We start from the raw sequence: 15245 nt of genomic DNA, 5'->3' as shown, positions 1-15245 counted from the left end.
ATAATTTTTTTATTACATATTTCTGGAGGTATTTTATATGAGTGCAAAATTTTGCCCAAAATGTGGTAACGAATTAAAGGAAGGAGCAAAGTTCTGCCCTAAGTGTGGAGCCCAAATTGTACAAAACGTTCAACAAAATGGATCAAACACTGACGGAGCACAAAACCAAAACTTTGTTCAAAATCAAAGCACAGAACAAGCTAAGAACTACGCTAAAGATTTCTTTAAATGGTTCTGGGGTAGTGTTAAACATCCTTCACTAAGTGGAAAGGCTCCAAACAAGTACTTCGGTCTAACTTCATTTATTACCAGTGTAGTATTAGCTATTTTATCTGTCATGTTAATTACATCAAAGATTAATGGTGACATTGACCTTGCTTCAAGTAGTGTTGGTGGAGATGCTGCGTCATCAATTTCAAGTCTTTTTCAAAATCTAGTAAGCGATGGTGCTGGTAAAATTGAATTATTCTCAGTGTTAATGATTGTTGCTTTCATTGCATTAGCATACGGATTTAGAGCTTTTGCAGTGACTGGAACTGGTGAAAAGACTGATTTCTTCGAATTCATGAACAAATTAGCTGCATATACTAATATTTCAGTTATGCTATCAGCTATTATGTTCGTATTTGTATTAATTGGTGGCCTTGTTGCATTACCACTAAACATGTTTATCTTCCTATTTGTTGTAATTAACGACCTAATTGGTTTCACATACGCAATTATCGATGGTCAAAATTCAAACAAGTTTGATAAGTTATATGTTTTATTATTAGCTTACTTATCATTAATCATTGTGTTCTTTATTATTTTCTTTAAGTCACTAACAGCTTAATTTCGATTAGGGGGTTAAATTATGGGGGAATCAAGATTCTGTCAAAACTGTGGTACTAAGGTTAGTTCAGATGAACAATTTTGTCATAACTGTGGTGCACAATTAGATAACGACGTAACTAATCAAACAAATCAATCTAGTCAAGAAATTGCTGATAATATAGGTAATGATTATCAACAACCTCAAAGCAATAACAATAATGCTAATCAACAATCAGAATTTAATAATGTTAATAATGATTCTCAATATTTATCAAACAAAGAAGACGATAGGAAAACAAGAAGTGGTTTTAAGAAAAGTAAAAAACATCAAACTAGAAACCTTATCATCGGAATTGTGATTGCTATTGTTGTTGTAGTTAGTTTTATTGGATATCTTTTCGGAAACCACTATTACTCAAAGAGTGCTGTCTTAGATCGTGCAATGACTTCATTAACCAGTGATAAGAATACTGATTCTTACTTTGAATCTACGGATAGTCGAGTTACTTTAAATGATAGTACAATGTCACCATTGTCTAAGCACATGAACAAAAATAATGATGAATTACAATCTTTAAAAAGCCAACTAAATAATTATGGTTCTTCTAAAGATGGTAATTTTGAATATGTTCAAGATGGACATAAGTGGTTATTCTTCCCAAACTACCAAGTTAAGGTAAAACCTGTTGTTCCATCAGTTACAACAAGTGAAAAGTCTGCCGATGTTATTTTAAATAATAATAAGATTGGTCAAACTTCTGATTCAGATTCAGAATTTAGTTTGGGTCGAATTCTACCGGGTGACTATAATATTACTGTTTCAAAGACATTATCAGGTAAAAAAGTTACTAACGCACAAACTACTTACCTCGATAACAGTGACAATATTTACATGCCATTGAAGACTATTAAGTTCACTGTGAAAGCTGGCCCAAATGCTGACATTTACATTAATGATAAGAAAGTCGGTACTAGTAACGGTGATGGAGATTACAAGGTTTCAGACATGCCATTCTCTTCTGCAATTTATATTTATGGTGTCATGCATTCGGATGGTAAAGCAATCACATCAGATAAGTATCATTTGAGCGAAAGTGACGATGGACAAGAAGTGAGTCTAAACTATCCTGGTTCAGTTGATAAAGATGACGCTGCAAATCTAATCAGTGACTTCTCAAATGATCTTAGTTCATCTGTAAATGACAATAACGACTTTGATCCTAGTGATTACTTCATTGATGGTTCAAACAACAGTGACGCTCAAGATTTCATTAATTGGGCAAAGCAACAAGCTGATCAAATTAACAACAACAAATTTAATAGTGTAAGCATTGATTCATCTGTTGATTCAGTTGTTCCTGCAGGTGACCACTCAGTTGTTACTGGGACTTTTAAATATACTTTTGATGTATCTGATGATGACGGTGATGATCACAATCATATTCAGATCTTTAAATTTACTGCTAACATGAAGAAGGAAGATAGTTCACTCAAGTTACAAACACTCAAGTCAGCAGGTAAGATTAAAGATTATGACAAAAATAATGATGATGATGATTAAATCATAAAATTAAGGCTTCTACTTAAAAGTAGAGGTCTTTTTTTTTATAAATTTTAATAATTAGTTAAAAGTATAAAGTTACTTTAACCTAATTAAATAAAAGAAAAAAGCAAGCAAAAACCGCTTGCTTATTAATAGGGAAGAGCTCTTTGTGATACGTAAGATTGTAAATCAGGACTCAATATCATTCTTTTGTTTTGTAATTCAGATATGTTTTTTACACCAAGCATTGTCATTGTTGACTTCATGCCATATATAAATTCATTAATGAAACTAACTGTTTCTTCTTCTCCGTTTTTGATTAATGAATATAAAATGGGGGCTGCAATACCAACTGCATTTGCACCAAGTGCTATTGATTTAACTGCATCAAGTGGAGTCCTAATACCACCTGAAGCAATAATATTAACGCTATTTTTAAATGGTTGAGCCTCTAAAAGGGACTCAACAGTTGTTTGTCCCCAATCTTCTAGGTAGTCCATTTCTTGCTTCTTTCGACGATAGTTTTCAATTTTACTGAAACTAGTACCACCTTTACCACTTATATTAATATTTTTAACACCAGCATCAATTAGTTGTTGAATGGTTTCTTTAGACATACCAAATCCAACTTCTTTAACGATAACGGGGATTTCTAGTTCTTTTTGTATAGATTTAATATTTTCAATCCATTTAAATTCACGATCACCTTCAGGCATAATCATTTCTTGAGGTGTATTAATATGAATCTCAATAGCATCTGATTTCATCATTTCTACAGCGGCCTTAGCTCTTGAAACGTCAGCGGAGGCGCCTAAATTAGAAAATACGATTCCATTTGGATTGGCTTCTCTAACAATCTCGAAAGAAGAAGCAAGATTATTATCTTTTAAAGCAACACTTTGAGATCCAGTGGCCATAGCAATTCCTGTACTCTTTGCGATTGTTGCAAGTTTTTCATTTAATTTCTTTGTATATTCACTTCCACCAGTCATAGCTTCGATATAAATGGGGAATTTCATTTTGATGCCTTCGATGTTTGTTGATGTATCTATTTCATTTAAGCTTATTTCAGGAATTCCTTGATGGACAAATCTTAGTTGATCAAAACCTGCATGGCTATTTTTTTCATAGAATTTAATAGCTAATGAAACGTGTTCATCTTTTCGATGAGATTGTATACTGACCATTTGATTATGCCTCCTGTTCTGAGTAAATATTTAGGTGAAGTGGGACAATACCATTTTCTGTCCATTTTGCTTCTATATCTTTAATGGGAGACTGCTTTTCAACGATGGCAATTCCACAATCTCCACCTCCGGCTCCAGAAGATTTTCCTGACCCGTTGTATTCTTCAGCTATTTCACATAGTCGTTTTAGCTTATTTGTTTCTATGTCGATGCCAGTAAAACTGGCCAATTCAACGATGATATTTCTATTTTCTTTAATTTGTTTTTTAATTGCAGTTATATCCTTGTTTTTAAATCCACTAATCATCTTGTTGATACAACTTTTGCTTTTATTTAAAAATTGATTATATCTATCAACGTTTGAGGATTCTTCAACACTTTTTAATAAATTAGCAGTTGAAGCAGGTGTTCCAGTCCAACCAATTAGTAGTTCCAAATCAGAAGGTGGTGTAAGTGTTTCAATCATTAGATGAGGCCATCTTTGTTCCAATGTTTTTTTTAAATTGGTTTGATTTGTTAACCAGTTCTTATCGAACGAACTATATGCAATCCATCCACCAAAACTACTTGCAGCTACGTCACCCAACGATCCATTTCCTTGAATTCTTAAATGGGCGATGGCAGCTAGTTTAAATATTTGAAGTTTGCATAAATTTAAACCATATAGTTCGTTTAAAGCTTTAATCGTAGCAACTGTCACGGCTGCTGATGAACCCAATCCATATTTTTTTCCGTCTTGGCTATTTAAATTACTATCAATATCAATGTTATATAATTTATGATTTATGTTTAATTCTTCTACATATTTTTCAAATGTTTTCATAGCTGAAATTACATAGTTGAAAGAACTGTTATCATTTAGAGTTTTGATTTGATTATTATCGTAAATCCATTCAATTTTGTCATTTTCATACTGTTTTGAATGAATAACACCAACATTATTTTCCGATTCACTAATATTAGCAGTAATATATTGATCAATTGCAACAATGATAGCTGGACATCCTTTTTCAACCACAGCATATTCACCGGCAATATATAGCTTTCCGGGTGCTTTTACAGAAATCATTTTAAATTGGTCCTTTCAGTTTATAGATACTTTATTCCTTCTCCAGGTCCAGATACTTTAATCTGATCATTAGTAAATTTATCAGACAGTTTATCGGTAATTGCATTGATATTATCACTTTGACAAATGATTTTAACATTTGGTCCAGCATCCATTGTGTAATAGCATTCAACGCCGTTTTCTCTTAATTCTTTAACCATATTAATTACTTCAAGACTATCGGCATTTATATATAAGTATGAGGGATCAGAGCTTAATGTTAATGAATGCATTCTCATTGCATTTAATTCAGCAGTTTTACCTAAAGTAGTGAAGTCATTTTGCTTAATTGCATCTTTGATTGTTTGAAAATCTTCTGTAGTCTGTTGAATCCAGCTTTCATAGTAGGGAGAAGTTTCGATAGAAATCTTCATTCCTTTTCTGCTACTAATTTTTTTAGGTTGATTATCTAAAATAATCGCAATCATATTAACATCCATTTTTACTGGATTTTGAATGCTATAACCGTATGAAGTTTCATCGTCATTTCCTTTATTCCATGCAGCAAAACCGCCAAATATAGAACGTGTTGCCGAACCCGAACCACGTCTTGCTAAACGGGATAAATCCTTTTCATTTAGATTAAGTCCGGCAGCTTTACTACCAGCAGCAGCTAACGCTGCATATGCTGAAGCAGATGATGCTAGCCCAGCTGAGGTAGGGACGTGATTTATCGATTGAATGTGTGCAAATGTATTAATTTTTGCGTTTTTGCGGATGATGTCCATAAATTTGGTGATTTTTTCATCATTAACATCATTGCCATTTAAAGTGACCACATCGGAGTCAAGAGATTCATCAAATCTAACACTTGTGTCTGTGTAAAATTCATCAAGTGTCAGCGATAGGCTACTATTTGCAGGGATAATTAAATGCTCGTTTTCTTTTCCCCAATATTTAACTAAGGCGATATTTGTATGTGCTCTTGCGGTAATTTTTTCACCTAACATCTTCTATAATTCCTCCGAGTTTTATTTAAAAGGTTGAATCCATGTATCTAATGCACCGGCTTTTAATAGTGCATTTTCAATGCTTTGAGCTTCGTTGATATTTCTTGCCAAAGCGATGATACATCCTCCAAGACCACTACCTGTTAGTTTGGATCCTAATGAACCGTTTCGATTAGCAATTTCAACCAATTCATCAATCTTATCGTTACTTACTTTTAATTTTTTTAATTCTTTTTGGTTTTCAGTCATTAATTTACCGAGTTCAATAGGGTTATTATTTTCGATATCAAACTTAGCTTGAGTAACCAGGTCACCAATATGCTTAATTGATTTCATAGTATCTTCTTTATTATTATGTAACTGCTGTTTAACGTAGTTAATTGCAATATCGGTTCTTCCCTTAATACCAGAATCGGCAATTACTAGTACGGCATTTAAGTTAAAGTTTATTTCGTTTAAAGTTTCATTTCGAATAAACCATACTGGATTATCTGATCCTGCAGTTGCTGTATCTAATCCAGAAGGGTTACCATGTGTGATCGTTTCTTCAACATTACTTAAATCAAGTAATAAATCCTTATCAAAACTGACGTTAAAGTAATGAAATAATGCTTTTACAATGGCAACTGATGTTGCTGCTGAAGAACCCATTCCACGTTCTGATGGAATGGAACTATCGATAATCATCTCAAAAGAGGCATCCTTTTTGTGTAACTTAGAAAGGGTGCTATCAATCAAATTTTTAATCCCTAATAAATCATTTGGGACACTATTTAAATTACCAATGAAGTATTTACTGTTGATGTATATACCATTTTGTTTTTCTATTATTGTAACGTTTAAGTCAATTTTAGGAACTGGGAGTGCAATGGCTGGTTGACCATATACAACACTATGCTCGCCCATAAGTATTATTTTGGCATGACTATGTCCAATTGCTTGATTTGTCAATATTATCGCTCACTTTCTCTTAATGTTAATATTATCATAAAATCATCATAATAAAAATAACTTAAATATTTATATTTGTGTCCTTAAATAATAGATAAATACCTAATAAGTGTAGTATCATTAACTTAAGTATTTTTTGAAAGATTGGTGAACGAAATCATGAGTAATACCATTTTTTCAGTGGTGGACATTGAGACTACAGGTAGTAGTCAGTCCAACTATACTAATCGAATCATCCAATTTAGTTGTACTTTTGTTCAAAATAGCAAAATTATTGGATCATTTAATTCATTTATTAATCCTGAAATTAGTATTCCAACTGAAATCACAAAATTAACTGGAATATCAAACCAAACAGTCGTTAATGCACCAACGTTTGCCGAAGTAGCAGATAAGATCTATCAGTTACTTGATAAGACAATTTTTGTTGCTCATAACGTCAATTTTGATTTCCCATTTTTAAATTTCGAATTTAAAAGGGTGAATCATAAAGAGCTAACTAATAAAGCAATTGATACCGTTACATTGAGCCAATTGTTATTACCAACAGAACCTAGCTACAAACTTACTGATTTAAGTAAAAGCCTAAACATTGTTCACAATCACCCACATTCATCCAGTAGTGACGCTCTAGCCACTGCTAAAATATTAATTATTCTGTTACATCAATTGGATAATTTACCTAAGAAGACTGTTAAACAGATTTTAGATATTAATCCATCCCTACCGATGGACTCTTTAATTATGTTTAAGCGTGCCTATCATTTAAAACACAAAGATGATAATCATAAGATTATGAACATTAAGAATCTAAAGGTTAGAAAAATCAAATATCATAGTGATAACGAATTTGTAGAATTGAAATACCCTAATAATATACGTAAAAAATCGAAGATGCTTAAGGGAATTACTCAGTTCAATAATACCGAAAATAAGCTAATGAATTCGATTTATGGGAACTATCATACCGCATCTGAAAGTAATAATTTGCTGATTGAAGAAAATGCTGAGTTTAACTATGACTTTAGTTATTTATTTCCACTTAGTTATTTACTTAAAAAGAACCAAAAAATTATTATTGCAGGTGATGAAGATTTTAACTCGGAATCTAAGTTAGTTACCCAAGTGAAGAATATCAATAAAATCACTTCTGAACGTCTTCGATGTTTAATTGTTCGACCGGTAACTGATTATATTGATTTGGATAAGTTTTCTGATAGTTTAAACGTTGTTAGCAACTCTAAAAATACCGAATTTCTAAAGTGTAAAATTTTAATCTGGTTAACGTTTACTAAAACCGGTGATATTAACGAGTTAAAACTTGATAAAGATAATAATCAAAACTATTTCTTAAATGTTGTTAGTGATGAACAAAATAGAGGATACTACATTAAGAAGTTAGCTCATGATTACCAAACCGCTAATGTTATTTTGGTATCTCATGACTATTTACTACAAAACGTGCAAAAATTGCATCAAAACGACCCATACTTAGTTATCAAAGATTCTAGAAAGTTAAGTGATAATGCACTAGATAATTATCGAATCGAATTCAAGTTAAGTGAAAACAAGATTATTTGCAATCACATTACTAACTTGATGTATCAAACACATAACAGAAATGTATTTGATATCTTCAACAAGGCTAGAAAACAGGCTGGCATGACTAAAAAGATTGAAAACCTATTAGCTAAAAATACTGATCAATTTGAAACAATTAAGGATGACTTTTTAAATGCTTTTTATTCAAAGAGCAAACTTAATAGAACCGTTGATGGATATATTGTCAAACCAGATGTTGAAAGATTTAAAACATTTGTGTTAAACAAAAAATCATTATTCAATTCGATTTCTAGAAATCAACAAACTATTTTAGATATCGTTGACGACATGAAAAGATCGATTAATCATTTCAATGGTCACGATAAAGCCATCTTATATGCTTTCTTTGACAAGTTAGAAGAATACTGTTCATTTATCGAAAACAATCTAGTTCGTTTGTTTAAATTAAACAAGCTTGGTAAACAATTGATTTTTGCTTTTAATGTTAACGAGGATAAAGATTCCGAAAATGGTGTATTGTATGGAGGATTAGTTAGAAATGAAAACATCTTACCAAATGAACTATACAAGTATTTCAAAGGTATTATCTTCTTAGACAGTGCCATTTATTCGTCAAAACGTTCTCAATACTTCTACGACAAGTTAGAATTAAAACGTCAAAATACTCGAATGATTAAATTTGAAGATGAGAAGGATTTAAACGGACAAGTTAATTTAATTTTAGATGAATCTTTACAAATTCCGATGCCTCTTGAAAAAGTTATGAAGTATAATAAAGGAAATGCTTTTATTCTTACTCGTTCAAAACAACGAGTAAAAGAAATTGCTAAATCCTTGTATGAATCTGATGTGAATGAGCATAACGTCATTTTAAGTCAAGACTGCAGCGGCAATGATGAAAAAATTGTAAAAAAGATTGTGGTCGATTCGCGTAACATAATAGTCGGAAATAATGATTTATTAAAGTCTTTACGCAATAAAAATAAAACAATCAATATGCTAGTTATTGATTCAATGGCTATCGATTCCTTTGACGATATATACTTACAAGCGCAATATGATTTAATTAACAATGAACACGGAAATCCTAATGATGGATTATCCATTCCATTAGGCATCCTAAATATTAAAGATGCTATTAAAGATGTTATAGAATTATCTGATTCAAAGGGCCTAATTTATCTAAGGGATAAAGAAGTCATTGAAGGCCCATATGGTAGCAATTTAATCGACTTAATTCCAAGTCATATCAAGCCTCAGTTACTTGATAAAAGAAAAATTATCGAAAAATTAAAAAAGGTGTAGAGGAGTTAGAAGATGAATGTTTCTTTTTTGAAGAAGATTAACTATTTTAGAATATTTAAATGGCTAATCGGAATAATTATTGTTTTATTTTTAATAATCATAGGACTGTTTTTATGGGCTAGACAACCACTTTCATCTGCTAAGCACCAAGCAACTACATTGGCAGAAAAGAAGGTTGGTATTAAATCAGTCGATCACTTCTACATGTCTGATTTGAATAGAACTTATTACACTATTGAAGGTCCTAATAAAGACAACCAAAAACAATACGTAATAATTGAAAAAAAGACGGGTAGCATTAATGTTGCCAATGTCAAAGATGGAATTTCAGCAAATGAAGCTAAAAGTGTCGCTAACCAAAAGCAAAGAATTTCAAAATTGATTAGTGTTGCTCCAACAATCTTTAATGAAAAACCTGCCTGGGCAGTAAGTTACTTTAATTCTAAAAATGAATTGAATTATGCTGTCATTGACTTCAAATCAGGTAAAGTTCTAAGATTTATTGCTAATGTATAGATAAAGGGGTATGTTTTAATGGATAAATTTGCAAAGACGATACTTCAATCAGGTCAAACCACCATTTCTAATTATCTATTAAAGAATTATCCTAAATTAGGAATGACTAGTGACCAACTGGTAATCTATCTTCAAATTAAAAGAAATATCGATATAGGTAATTATTTTCCTGATATCAAAGAAATTACAAAGGCTACTGGATTTTCAAATGCAAAGGCTTATCAAGTCTTGCATGAACTGGTAGAGAACAAATTAATGAGAATTAAGACATTATCCAATGCAAAAGGACAAGCCTTTGATGTCTATGATTTCTCTTTAATGTACGAAAAATTATCAGAATTAAATCAAGGAACTGCAGAAGGTGAAACTTCAAACGTCGTTTTTGAAGGTAATAGCACTTCTAATGAAATAACTGAATCTGATCGTAAACAGGTATTTAATTCCATCGAATCAGAATTTGGTAGACCTTTATCACCAATCGAAATTGAAACTATTAATCAATGGATCAGCGATGATGAATACGATCCACAAATGATTAAGTTAGCACTTAGAGAATCTGTTTTAAATCAAGTATACAGTTTGAAGTATATGGATAGAATTCTAGTTAACTGGGAAAAAGCCAATATCAAGACTCCGGCTGATGTTGAACGTAATCGTCGTAGCCATGAACAAAAGTTTAATAAGAGCGTTAAATTTAGTGATAAGGGAACACAAAACAAACCAGACATTCCTTTATTTAAAATTGATAAATAAGAGTGTAAATAAAAAAGCACCTAGAACTTTTTCTAGGTGCTTTTTTCGTAGCTATAAACTAGTGGTTGTTATTGTTATTGCCGTTGTTATTTTGTTGATTATTATTGGCATTGTTTGTGTTATTGCCATTATTGTTTGTTTGGTTATTTTGCTGATTTTTCTCTGAATCGTTATTATTGTTGCCGTTTGATCCAGAACTCTTCTTAGCTTCGTTTTTATCTTTTTGAGAATCCTTGTCGTCATCATCATCTGATGATTTGTTTGACTTAGTATCCTTCGTTTGTTTCTTAGTACTATCAAGTACTGATGAAAGTGATCCACCAGCATAACCAGTTGTTTTATCTCCTTGGATAGATGAGTAGCCATCTTTGTAGTATTCAGTTTGACCACCAGATTTAACAGCAGTTACGTTGCTTGGTTTTACCCAATCGCTATTAGTTTTGTTTTGAGAAATGTATTGCATTTCGTACTTGTAAATTCTTTGAGCGATATCCGTTTGATCGGCAGTTAGATAATTACCAGTTTGATATGGATGGTCGTACCCAGTCCAAACAGATAGGGCATAGTTTTGGGTATATCCAGTGAACCATGAATCCATTGCCGCATATGCAGGTAAGTAACCATTGTAAGTGTTATCTGGATATTGGGTAGTACCGGTCTTACCAGCTTGGTATAAACCAGGAATATAAGCTGCAGTACCAGAACCGTTTGATTGGTTCATAACACCTTTTAGCATTGAAGTCATCATGAATGCAGTAGCTGGACTCATTACTTGAGAACCCTCAGAACTAAAATCATGTGATTCATTATCAGGAGTGACAACTTTACTAATTAAGTATGGCTTATGGTATACACCATTATTAGCGAATGCAGAGTAAGCTGCAGCTTCTTGTTCAGTTGAGATGTATAAACCAATACCATTTTGTAAGGATAGTGGATTACTGAATGACATACCTAATGAACTTAAAAAGTCAGTTGCCTTACTTACACCAACATTTTCAAGCGTTCTAATGGCTGGAATATTTCTTGATTCAACCAATGCCTTGTGCATTGAAATTGTTCCTTCGTATCTGCCATCAAAATCCTTTAAAGTTGTGCTTGTTCCAGCATAAGTATAAGGAGTGTCATGAACTAATTGATAAGTAGGGTAGTTTAGATATTCGATTGCAGGACCATAATCCATTAAAGGTTTTGCGGTAGAACCACTGGATCTATCAGTTTGTACAGCTCTATTCAAACCTAATTGAATATCAGTTTTTCTGCTACCAATCATTGCATTAACAGCACCAGTCTTTGGATTGACTAATGTTGCACCAACTTGCATAGTACTGTTAGGGAATCCAACAGATGCATCGTTATTTGCCAAATTGTAAAGTTTCTTTTGTGCAGATAAATCTAAGTTAGTGTAAACTTTTAAGCCAGATTGAGTGTTGTACCCCTTAGCCTTAAGCTCTTGAATAACTTGTTTTAAATAGGAATCAACATATTTTTCTTTAACAGATTCTAACGAATTGTTCTTATGATTTTTAACTAAACCAGACTTAATACTTGTCTTTTTAGCATCTGCAGCTTGTTTTTGAGTGATGGCACCATATGATGCCATTGCGTTCAATACTTCATTTCTTCTATCTTTTGCATATTGAGGATATACATAAGGATTGTAGTAAGTTGGTGATTGAGGCATACCTGCTAATAAGGCAGTTTGAGCAATAGAAAGTTTACTTAATGATTTACCGAAGTAGTATTCAGAAGCAGTTTCCATACCATATACATTGTTACCCATGTATACCTTATTAATGTAGAATTCTAGAATTTGTTGTTTTGAATATGTGCGTTCAATCTTAAGTGCTAACCACGCTTCTTGAGCTTTTCTTTTAAGAGTTCTGTCAGAAGCAGCAGTAGAGAATACAGACAATTTAACTAGTTGTTGGGTTAGTGTAGAACCACCTTGAAGGTTTAATGAACCAGAAGTTATGTTTGATAATGAAGCTCCCATAATTCTGATTGGGTCAACACCATGATGCTTGTAGAAACGACGATCTTCAATTGAGACAATCGCATTTTTTAGTTGGCTAGGAATTTTATCGGATTTAATATAATCTCGATCTTGAACTCCTAATCGTGAAATAACGTGGCCAGAATTGTCATAAATTTTGGTTGAGTTATCACTTGATAGAGATTGATAACTAATCTCAGGTGCGCTAGAAGCATAAATCATGAAGATGATGCTTCCTAGAACGATTAGCAATGAAATAAATCCTAATCCACCTACAATGACTCTTTTGATCCATGTAGCATGTTTAGATGATTTATGTTGCTTTTGATTTCTTTGGACACGGCTGCCCAAGTTAGGATTGTTTTGAGACATTATTATTCTCCTTTGCGGTCTATTAATTCATCCACGGCATCCAAATAAGGTATCGTGGGATTTAATGAATAATTAATTTTATAACCAAGTTCCTCAATTATATCCTTTTTTATGGATTTTTTTCCACCATTATTTTGTTTATCCCAAAAATAAAAGAGGTCTGATGCCTTGAATAAATAAACTTCATCTAATATTACGAATTTGATAATCGCGAAACAAATTCCGCCATTATCGAGACATTTTTTCATATGTTCTACCTGATGTTCATGAAAGTTAGATAGAGGAAATGATGTTTTGTTTTTAGTTTCCTTTGCATCGAAGTCTATGTATCTTCCTTTATATACACCGTTATAATCAGTAGTAGATGCTTTACGAAAATATGCTTCTTTTATCGTGGCAGCACTTCTTTTAGGATAATCAACTTTAACGATTTGAATAGGAGTTGGTTTTTTGTGTATTACGGCAATATTTTTACTTAAATAATACTCATTGCTTCGATTTAATTCTTCTTCAAGAGTCATTCCACGACCACCATATAATGTTGGCTTTACGTATCTACGATTGTGCCCTGAATTTTTTTTATCCAAGCCAGTATTATAAGCTTTACCATTCGGATAACGGATAGCCATGAGTACCACCTTTCAAAAATGTAATAAATTATTACTGTAAGTTTATTAATAATATTATACCATTAGTATTGAAAAGTTAATAATAAGGTAGGGGGGGTGTTAATATTTCAAGACTTTGGGTAACAGGATATCGAAGTTATGAATTAGGTGTATTTGGTGAAAAGGATCCAAAAGAATTAGTCATCAAAAATGTAATTGAAAATAATTTAAAGCAATCAATAGTAGATAATGTTGATTGGATAATAACGGGTGGCCAAATGGGTGTAGAACAATGGACAGTCGAGGTTGCAGACCAACTAAAAGAGGAATATCCCAATGAATTTAAAATTTCTATGATGCTACCATTCAAGGAGTTTGGAAATCAATGGAACGAACGAAATCAAATGAAATTATCACAAAATATTAATAAAGTAGACTTTACTGCGAGTGTTTCTAATGATTCATATAAATCACCAATGCAGCTAAGAGCATATCAGGATTTTATGCTTAATCACACGGATAGAGCTTTACTAATCTATGATGTTGACAATCCTGGAAAAACACAATATGATTATGAGCAGATTAAAAGATTTTCAGAAAGACATGACTATGATTATCATTTAATTGATTTTGACGAACTACAAGAAGCCGCGAATGAGTACCAAAATAATTTAAATAATTTTGATGAATAAATTGAAAATGTTTAAATTTCTGGTACAATAATACTTGTTCGTGATTATTTATGATATGAGGTGTGAATAATGAACAATATACAATTTACCCCTAAGGACATCTTAGAAAAGACATTTTCTCAAAAGATGAGAGGGTATGATCCAAATGAAGTAGATACTTTCTTGGATGGTATTATTAAGGACTATCAAGCATTCGATAATCGAATCAATAGTCTAGAAAATGAAAACAATCAACTAAGAATGGAAGTACAAAGATTAAAACAATCTACTGGTACTGTTACACCAGAACCTAGTGTTTCTCCATCTGGTTATTTCAATGATTCAAATTCAGCACCATCAAATCATGATAACCTAGGCAGAACACGTATTGAAAATGAACTTTTAAAACGTGTATCTAACCTAGAACAACGTGTATTTGGTTCTACTGAAGGACCAAGTAGCATCGACAGATATTAATTGTTAATAACTGGTGTATGTTCTGAGTAATCGCGGTCAACTTATGTTGGCTGAGGAAAGTCCACTCTCGCACAAGCTGCGATGCTTGTAGTGTTCGTGCTCGGTGAAAAAATAAGCCGGGGGACTACAATTTGTAGTAATGGCGAAGAAACGAGCTAAGGTTTTGCTATGCTTTAGTACTTCTGAAAGTGCCACAGTGACGATACAGGATTGGAAACGATACTGGTGGAACGCGGTAAACCCCGCGAGCGGGAAACCCAAACTTTGGTAGGGGAGCTTCACATACGGAAATTGAACCAAATGTGGGGGAGAAATTTATTTCTCAGATAGATGATTACTACTTTATATTTAAAGGCCTGACTTAAATATAAAGCACAAAACATGGCTTACAGGAATGTACACCATTCAGGAAAAGGGTGGAAGTTTTCTTCC

General features: G+C 32.5%; 13 protein-coding genes and 1 other RNA gene. 8 read left to right on the top strand and 6 right to left on the bottom strand.

Annotated elements, in window-relative coordinates; all coding sequences use genetic code 11:
* Window positions 1–37 precede the first annotated feature (37 nt).
* Window positions 38–832: a zinc ribbon domain-containing protein gene (locus FD688_RS06255; protein ID WP_138742268.1), complete on the top strand. Its 795-nt coding sequence runs from the start codon at window positions 38–40 to the stop codon at window positions 830–832.
* Window positions 833–853: 21 nt separating this feature from the next.
* Window positions 854–2374 (top strand): zinc ribbon domain-containing protein, encoded by a 1521-nt coding sequence (locus FD688_RS06250; RefSeq protein WP_138742267.1) that lies wholly within the window; start codon window positions 854–856, stop codon window positions 2372–2374.
* Between the two features lie 131 nt (window positions 2375–2505).
* On the opposite strand, the gene fni is transcribed toward FD688_RS06250, so the two are convergent.
* Genes fni through mvk form a run of 4 tightly spaced genes read right to left on the bottom strand, consistent with a single transcriptional unit; the run spans window position 2506 to window position 6552 of the window.
* A complete protein-coding gene (fni, locus tag FD688_RS06245; RefSeq protein WP_138742266.1) occupies window positions 2506–3543 on the bottom strand; it encodes a type 2 isopentenyl-diphosphate Delta-isomerase in 1038 nt (345 codons plus the stop codon).
* Between the two features lie 4 nt (window positions 3544–3547).
* A complete protein-coding gene (locus tag FD688_RS06240; protein WP_138742265.1) occupies window positions 3548–4612 on the bottom strand; it encodes a phosphomevalonate kinase in 1065 nt (354 codons plus the stop codon).
* Between the two features lie 20 nt (window positions 4613–4632).
* A complete protein-coding gene (gene mvaD / locus FD688_RS06235) occupies window positions 4633–5601 on the bottom strand; it encodes a diphosphomevalonate decarboxylase (RefSeq protein ID WP_138742264.1) in 969 nt (322 codons plus the stop codon).
* A 21-nt stretch (window positions 5602–5622) separates the two neighbouring features.
* Window positions 5623–6552 carry a mevalonate kinase gene (mvk, locus tag FD688_RS06230; protein WP_225426119.1) on the bottom strand — a complete coding sequence of 310 codons (930 nt, stop codon included), beginning with the start codon at window positions 6550–6552 and terminating at the stop codon, window positions 5623–5625.
* Between the two features lie 159 nt (window positions 6553–6711).
* Between mvk and FD688_RS06225 the strand changes: the two genes are divergently transcribed.
* Genes FD688_RS06225 through FD688_RS06215 form a run of 3 tightly spaced genes read left to right on the top strand, consistent with a single transcriptional unit; the run spans window position 6712 to window position 10689 of the window.
* Window positions 6712–9420 (top strand): exonuclease domain-containing protein, encoded by a 2709-nt coding sequence (locus tag FD688_RS06225; protein ID WP_138742263.1) that lies wholly within the window; start codon window positions 6712–6714, stop codon window positions 9418–9420.
* Between the two features lie 12 nt (window positions 9421–9432).
* On the top strand, window positions 9433–9936 hold the full coding sequence (locus tag FD688_RS06220; protein ID WP_138742262.1) for a DUF5590 domain-containing protein: 504 nt from the start codon (window positions 9433–9435) through the stop codon (window positions 9934–9936).
* A gap of 18 nt (window positions 9937–9954) precedes the next feature.
* On the top strand, window positions 9955–10689 hold the full coding sequence (locus tag FD688_RS06215) for a DnaD domain-containing protein (RefSeq protein ID WP_138742261.1): 735 nt from the start codon (window positions 9955–9957) through the stop codon (window positions 10687–10689).
* A gap of 58 nt (window positions 10690–10747) precedes the next feature.
* Here the strand turns inward: FD688_RS06215 and FD688_RS06210 are convergent, their stop codons facing one another.
* Entirely contained in the window at window positions 10748–13057 is a 2310-nt protein-coding gene (locus FD688_RS06210; protein ID WP_138742260.1) for a PBP1A family penicillin-binding protein, read from the bottom strand.
* Window positions 13058–13059: 2 nt separating this feature from the next.
* On the bottom strand, window positions 13060–13686 hold the full coding sequence (recU, locus tag FD688_RS06205) for a Holliday junction resolvase RecU (protein WP_138742259.1): 627 nt from the start codon (window positions 13684–13686) through the stop codon (window positions 13060–13062).
* A 104-nt stretch (window positions 13687–13790) separates the two neighbouring features.
* On the opposite strand from recU, the gene FD688_RS06200 reads away from it, so the two are divergent.
* The 3 genes from FD688_RS06200 (at window position 13791) to rnpB (ending at window position 15207) form a co-directional block, all read left to right on the top strand.
* Window positions 13791–14357, top strand: coding sequence for a DUF1273 domain-containing protein (locus FD688_RS06200; protein ID WP_138742258.1), 567 nt, complete (start codon window positions 13791–13793; stop codon window positions 14355–14357).
* Window positions 14358–14426: 69 nt separating this feature from the next.
* The gene (gene gpsB / locus FD688_RS06195) at window positions 14427–14813 is read left to right on the top strand and encodes a cell division regulator GpsB (protein WP_138742257.1); all 387 of its coding nucleotides are present in this window, start codon (window positions 14427–14429) and stop codon (window positions 14811–14813) included.
* An 18-nt stretch (window positions 14814–14831) separates the two neighbouring features.
* Window positions 14832–15207, top strand: an RNA gene (gene rnpB, locus FD688_RS06190) — RNase P RNA component class B.
* Window positions 15208–15245 lie beyond the last annotated feature (38 nt).

Origin of the sequence: Apilactobacillus kunkeei (genome assembly GCF_005930975.1) — a bacterium.
GTDB classification, from domain to species: Bacteria; Bacillota; Bacilli; order Lactobacillales; family Lactobacillaceae; genus Apilactobacillus; species Apilactobacillus kunkeei_E.
Note: the sequence above shows the minus strand (reverse complement) of the source record. Positions and strands in the feature narration are given on the sequence as shown.

Excerpts from the sequence above, each read along its gene's own strand:
- FD688_RS06220 (WP_138742262.1), top strand. The coding sequence starts at position 9,433 with ATGAATGTTTCTTTTTTGAAGAAGATTAACTATTTTAGAATATTTAAA.
- FD688_RS06250 (WP_138742267.1), top strand. The coding sequence starts at position 854 with ATGGGGGAATCAAGATTCTGTCAAAACTGTGGTACTAAGGTTAGTTCA.
- gpsB (WP_138742257.1), top strand. The coding sequence starts at position 14,427 with ATGAACAATATACAATTTACCCCTAAGGACATCTTAGAAAAGACATTT.
- mvaD (WP_138742264.1), bottom strand. The coding sequence starts at position 5,601 with ATGTTAGGTGAAAAAATTACCGCAAGAGCACATACAAATATCGCCTTA.
- fni (WP_138742266.1), bottom strand. The coding sequence starts at position 3,543 with ATGGTCAGTATACAATCTCATCGAAAAGATGAACACGTTTCATTAGCT.
- FD688_RS06225 (WP_138742263.1), top strand. The coding sequence starts at position 6,712 with ATGAGTAATACCATTTTTTCAGTGGTGGACATTGAGACTACAGGTAGT.
- FD688_RS06210 (WP_138742260.1), bottom strand. The coding sequence starts at position 13,057 with ATGTCTCAAAACAATCCTAACTTGGGCAGCCGTGTCCAAAGAAATCAA.
- FD688_RS06255 (WP_138742268.1), top strand. The coding sequence starts at position 38 with ATGAGTGCAAAATTTTGCCCAAAATGTGGTAACGAATTAAAGGAAGGA.
- FD688_RS06240 (WP_138742265.1), bottom strand. The coding sequence starts at position 4,612 with ATGATTTCTGTAAAAGCACCCGGAAAGCTATATATTGCCGGTGAATAT.
- recU (WP_138742259.1), bottom strand. The coding sequence starts at position 13,686 with ATGGCTATCCGTTATCCGAATGGTAAAGCTTATAATACTGGCTTGGAT.
- FD688_RS06215 (WP_138742261.1), top strand. The coding sequence starts at position 9,955 with ATGGATAAATTTGCAAAGACGATACTTCAATCAGGTCAAACCACCATT.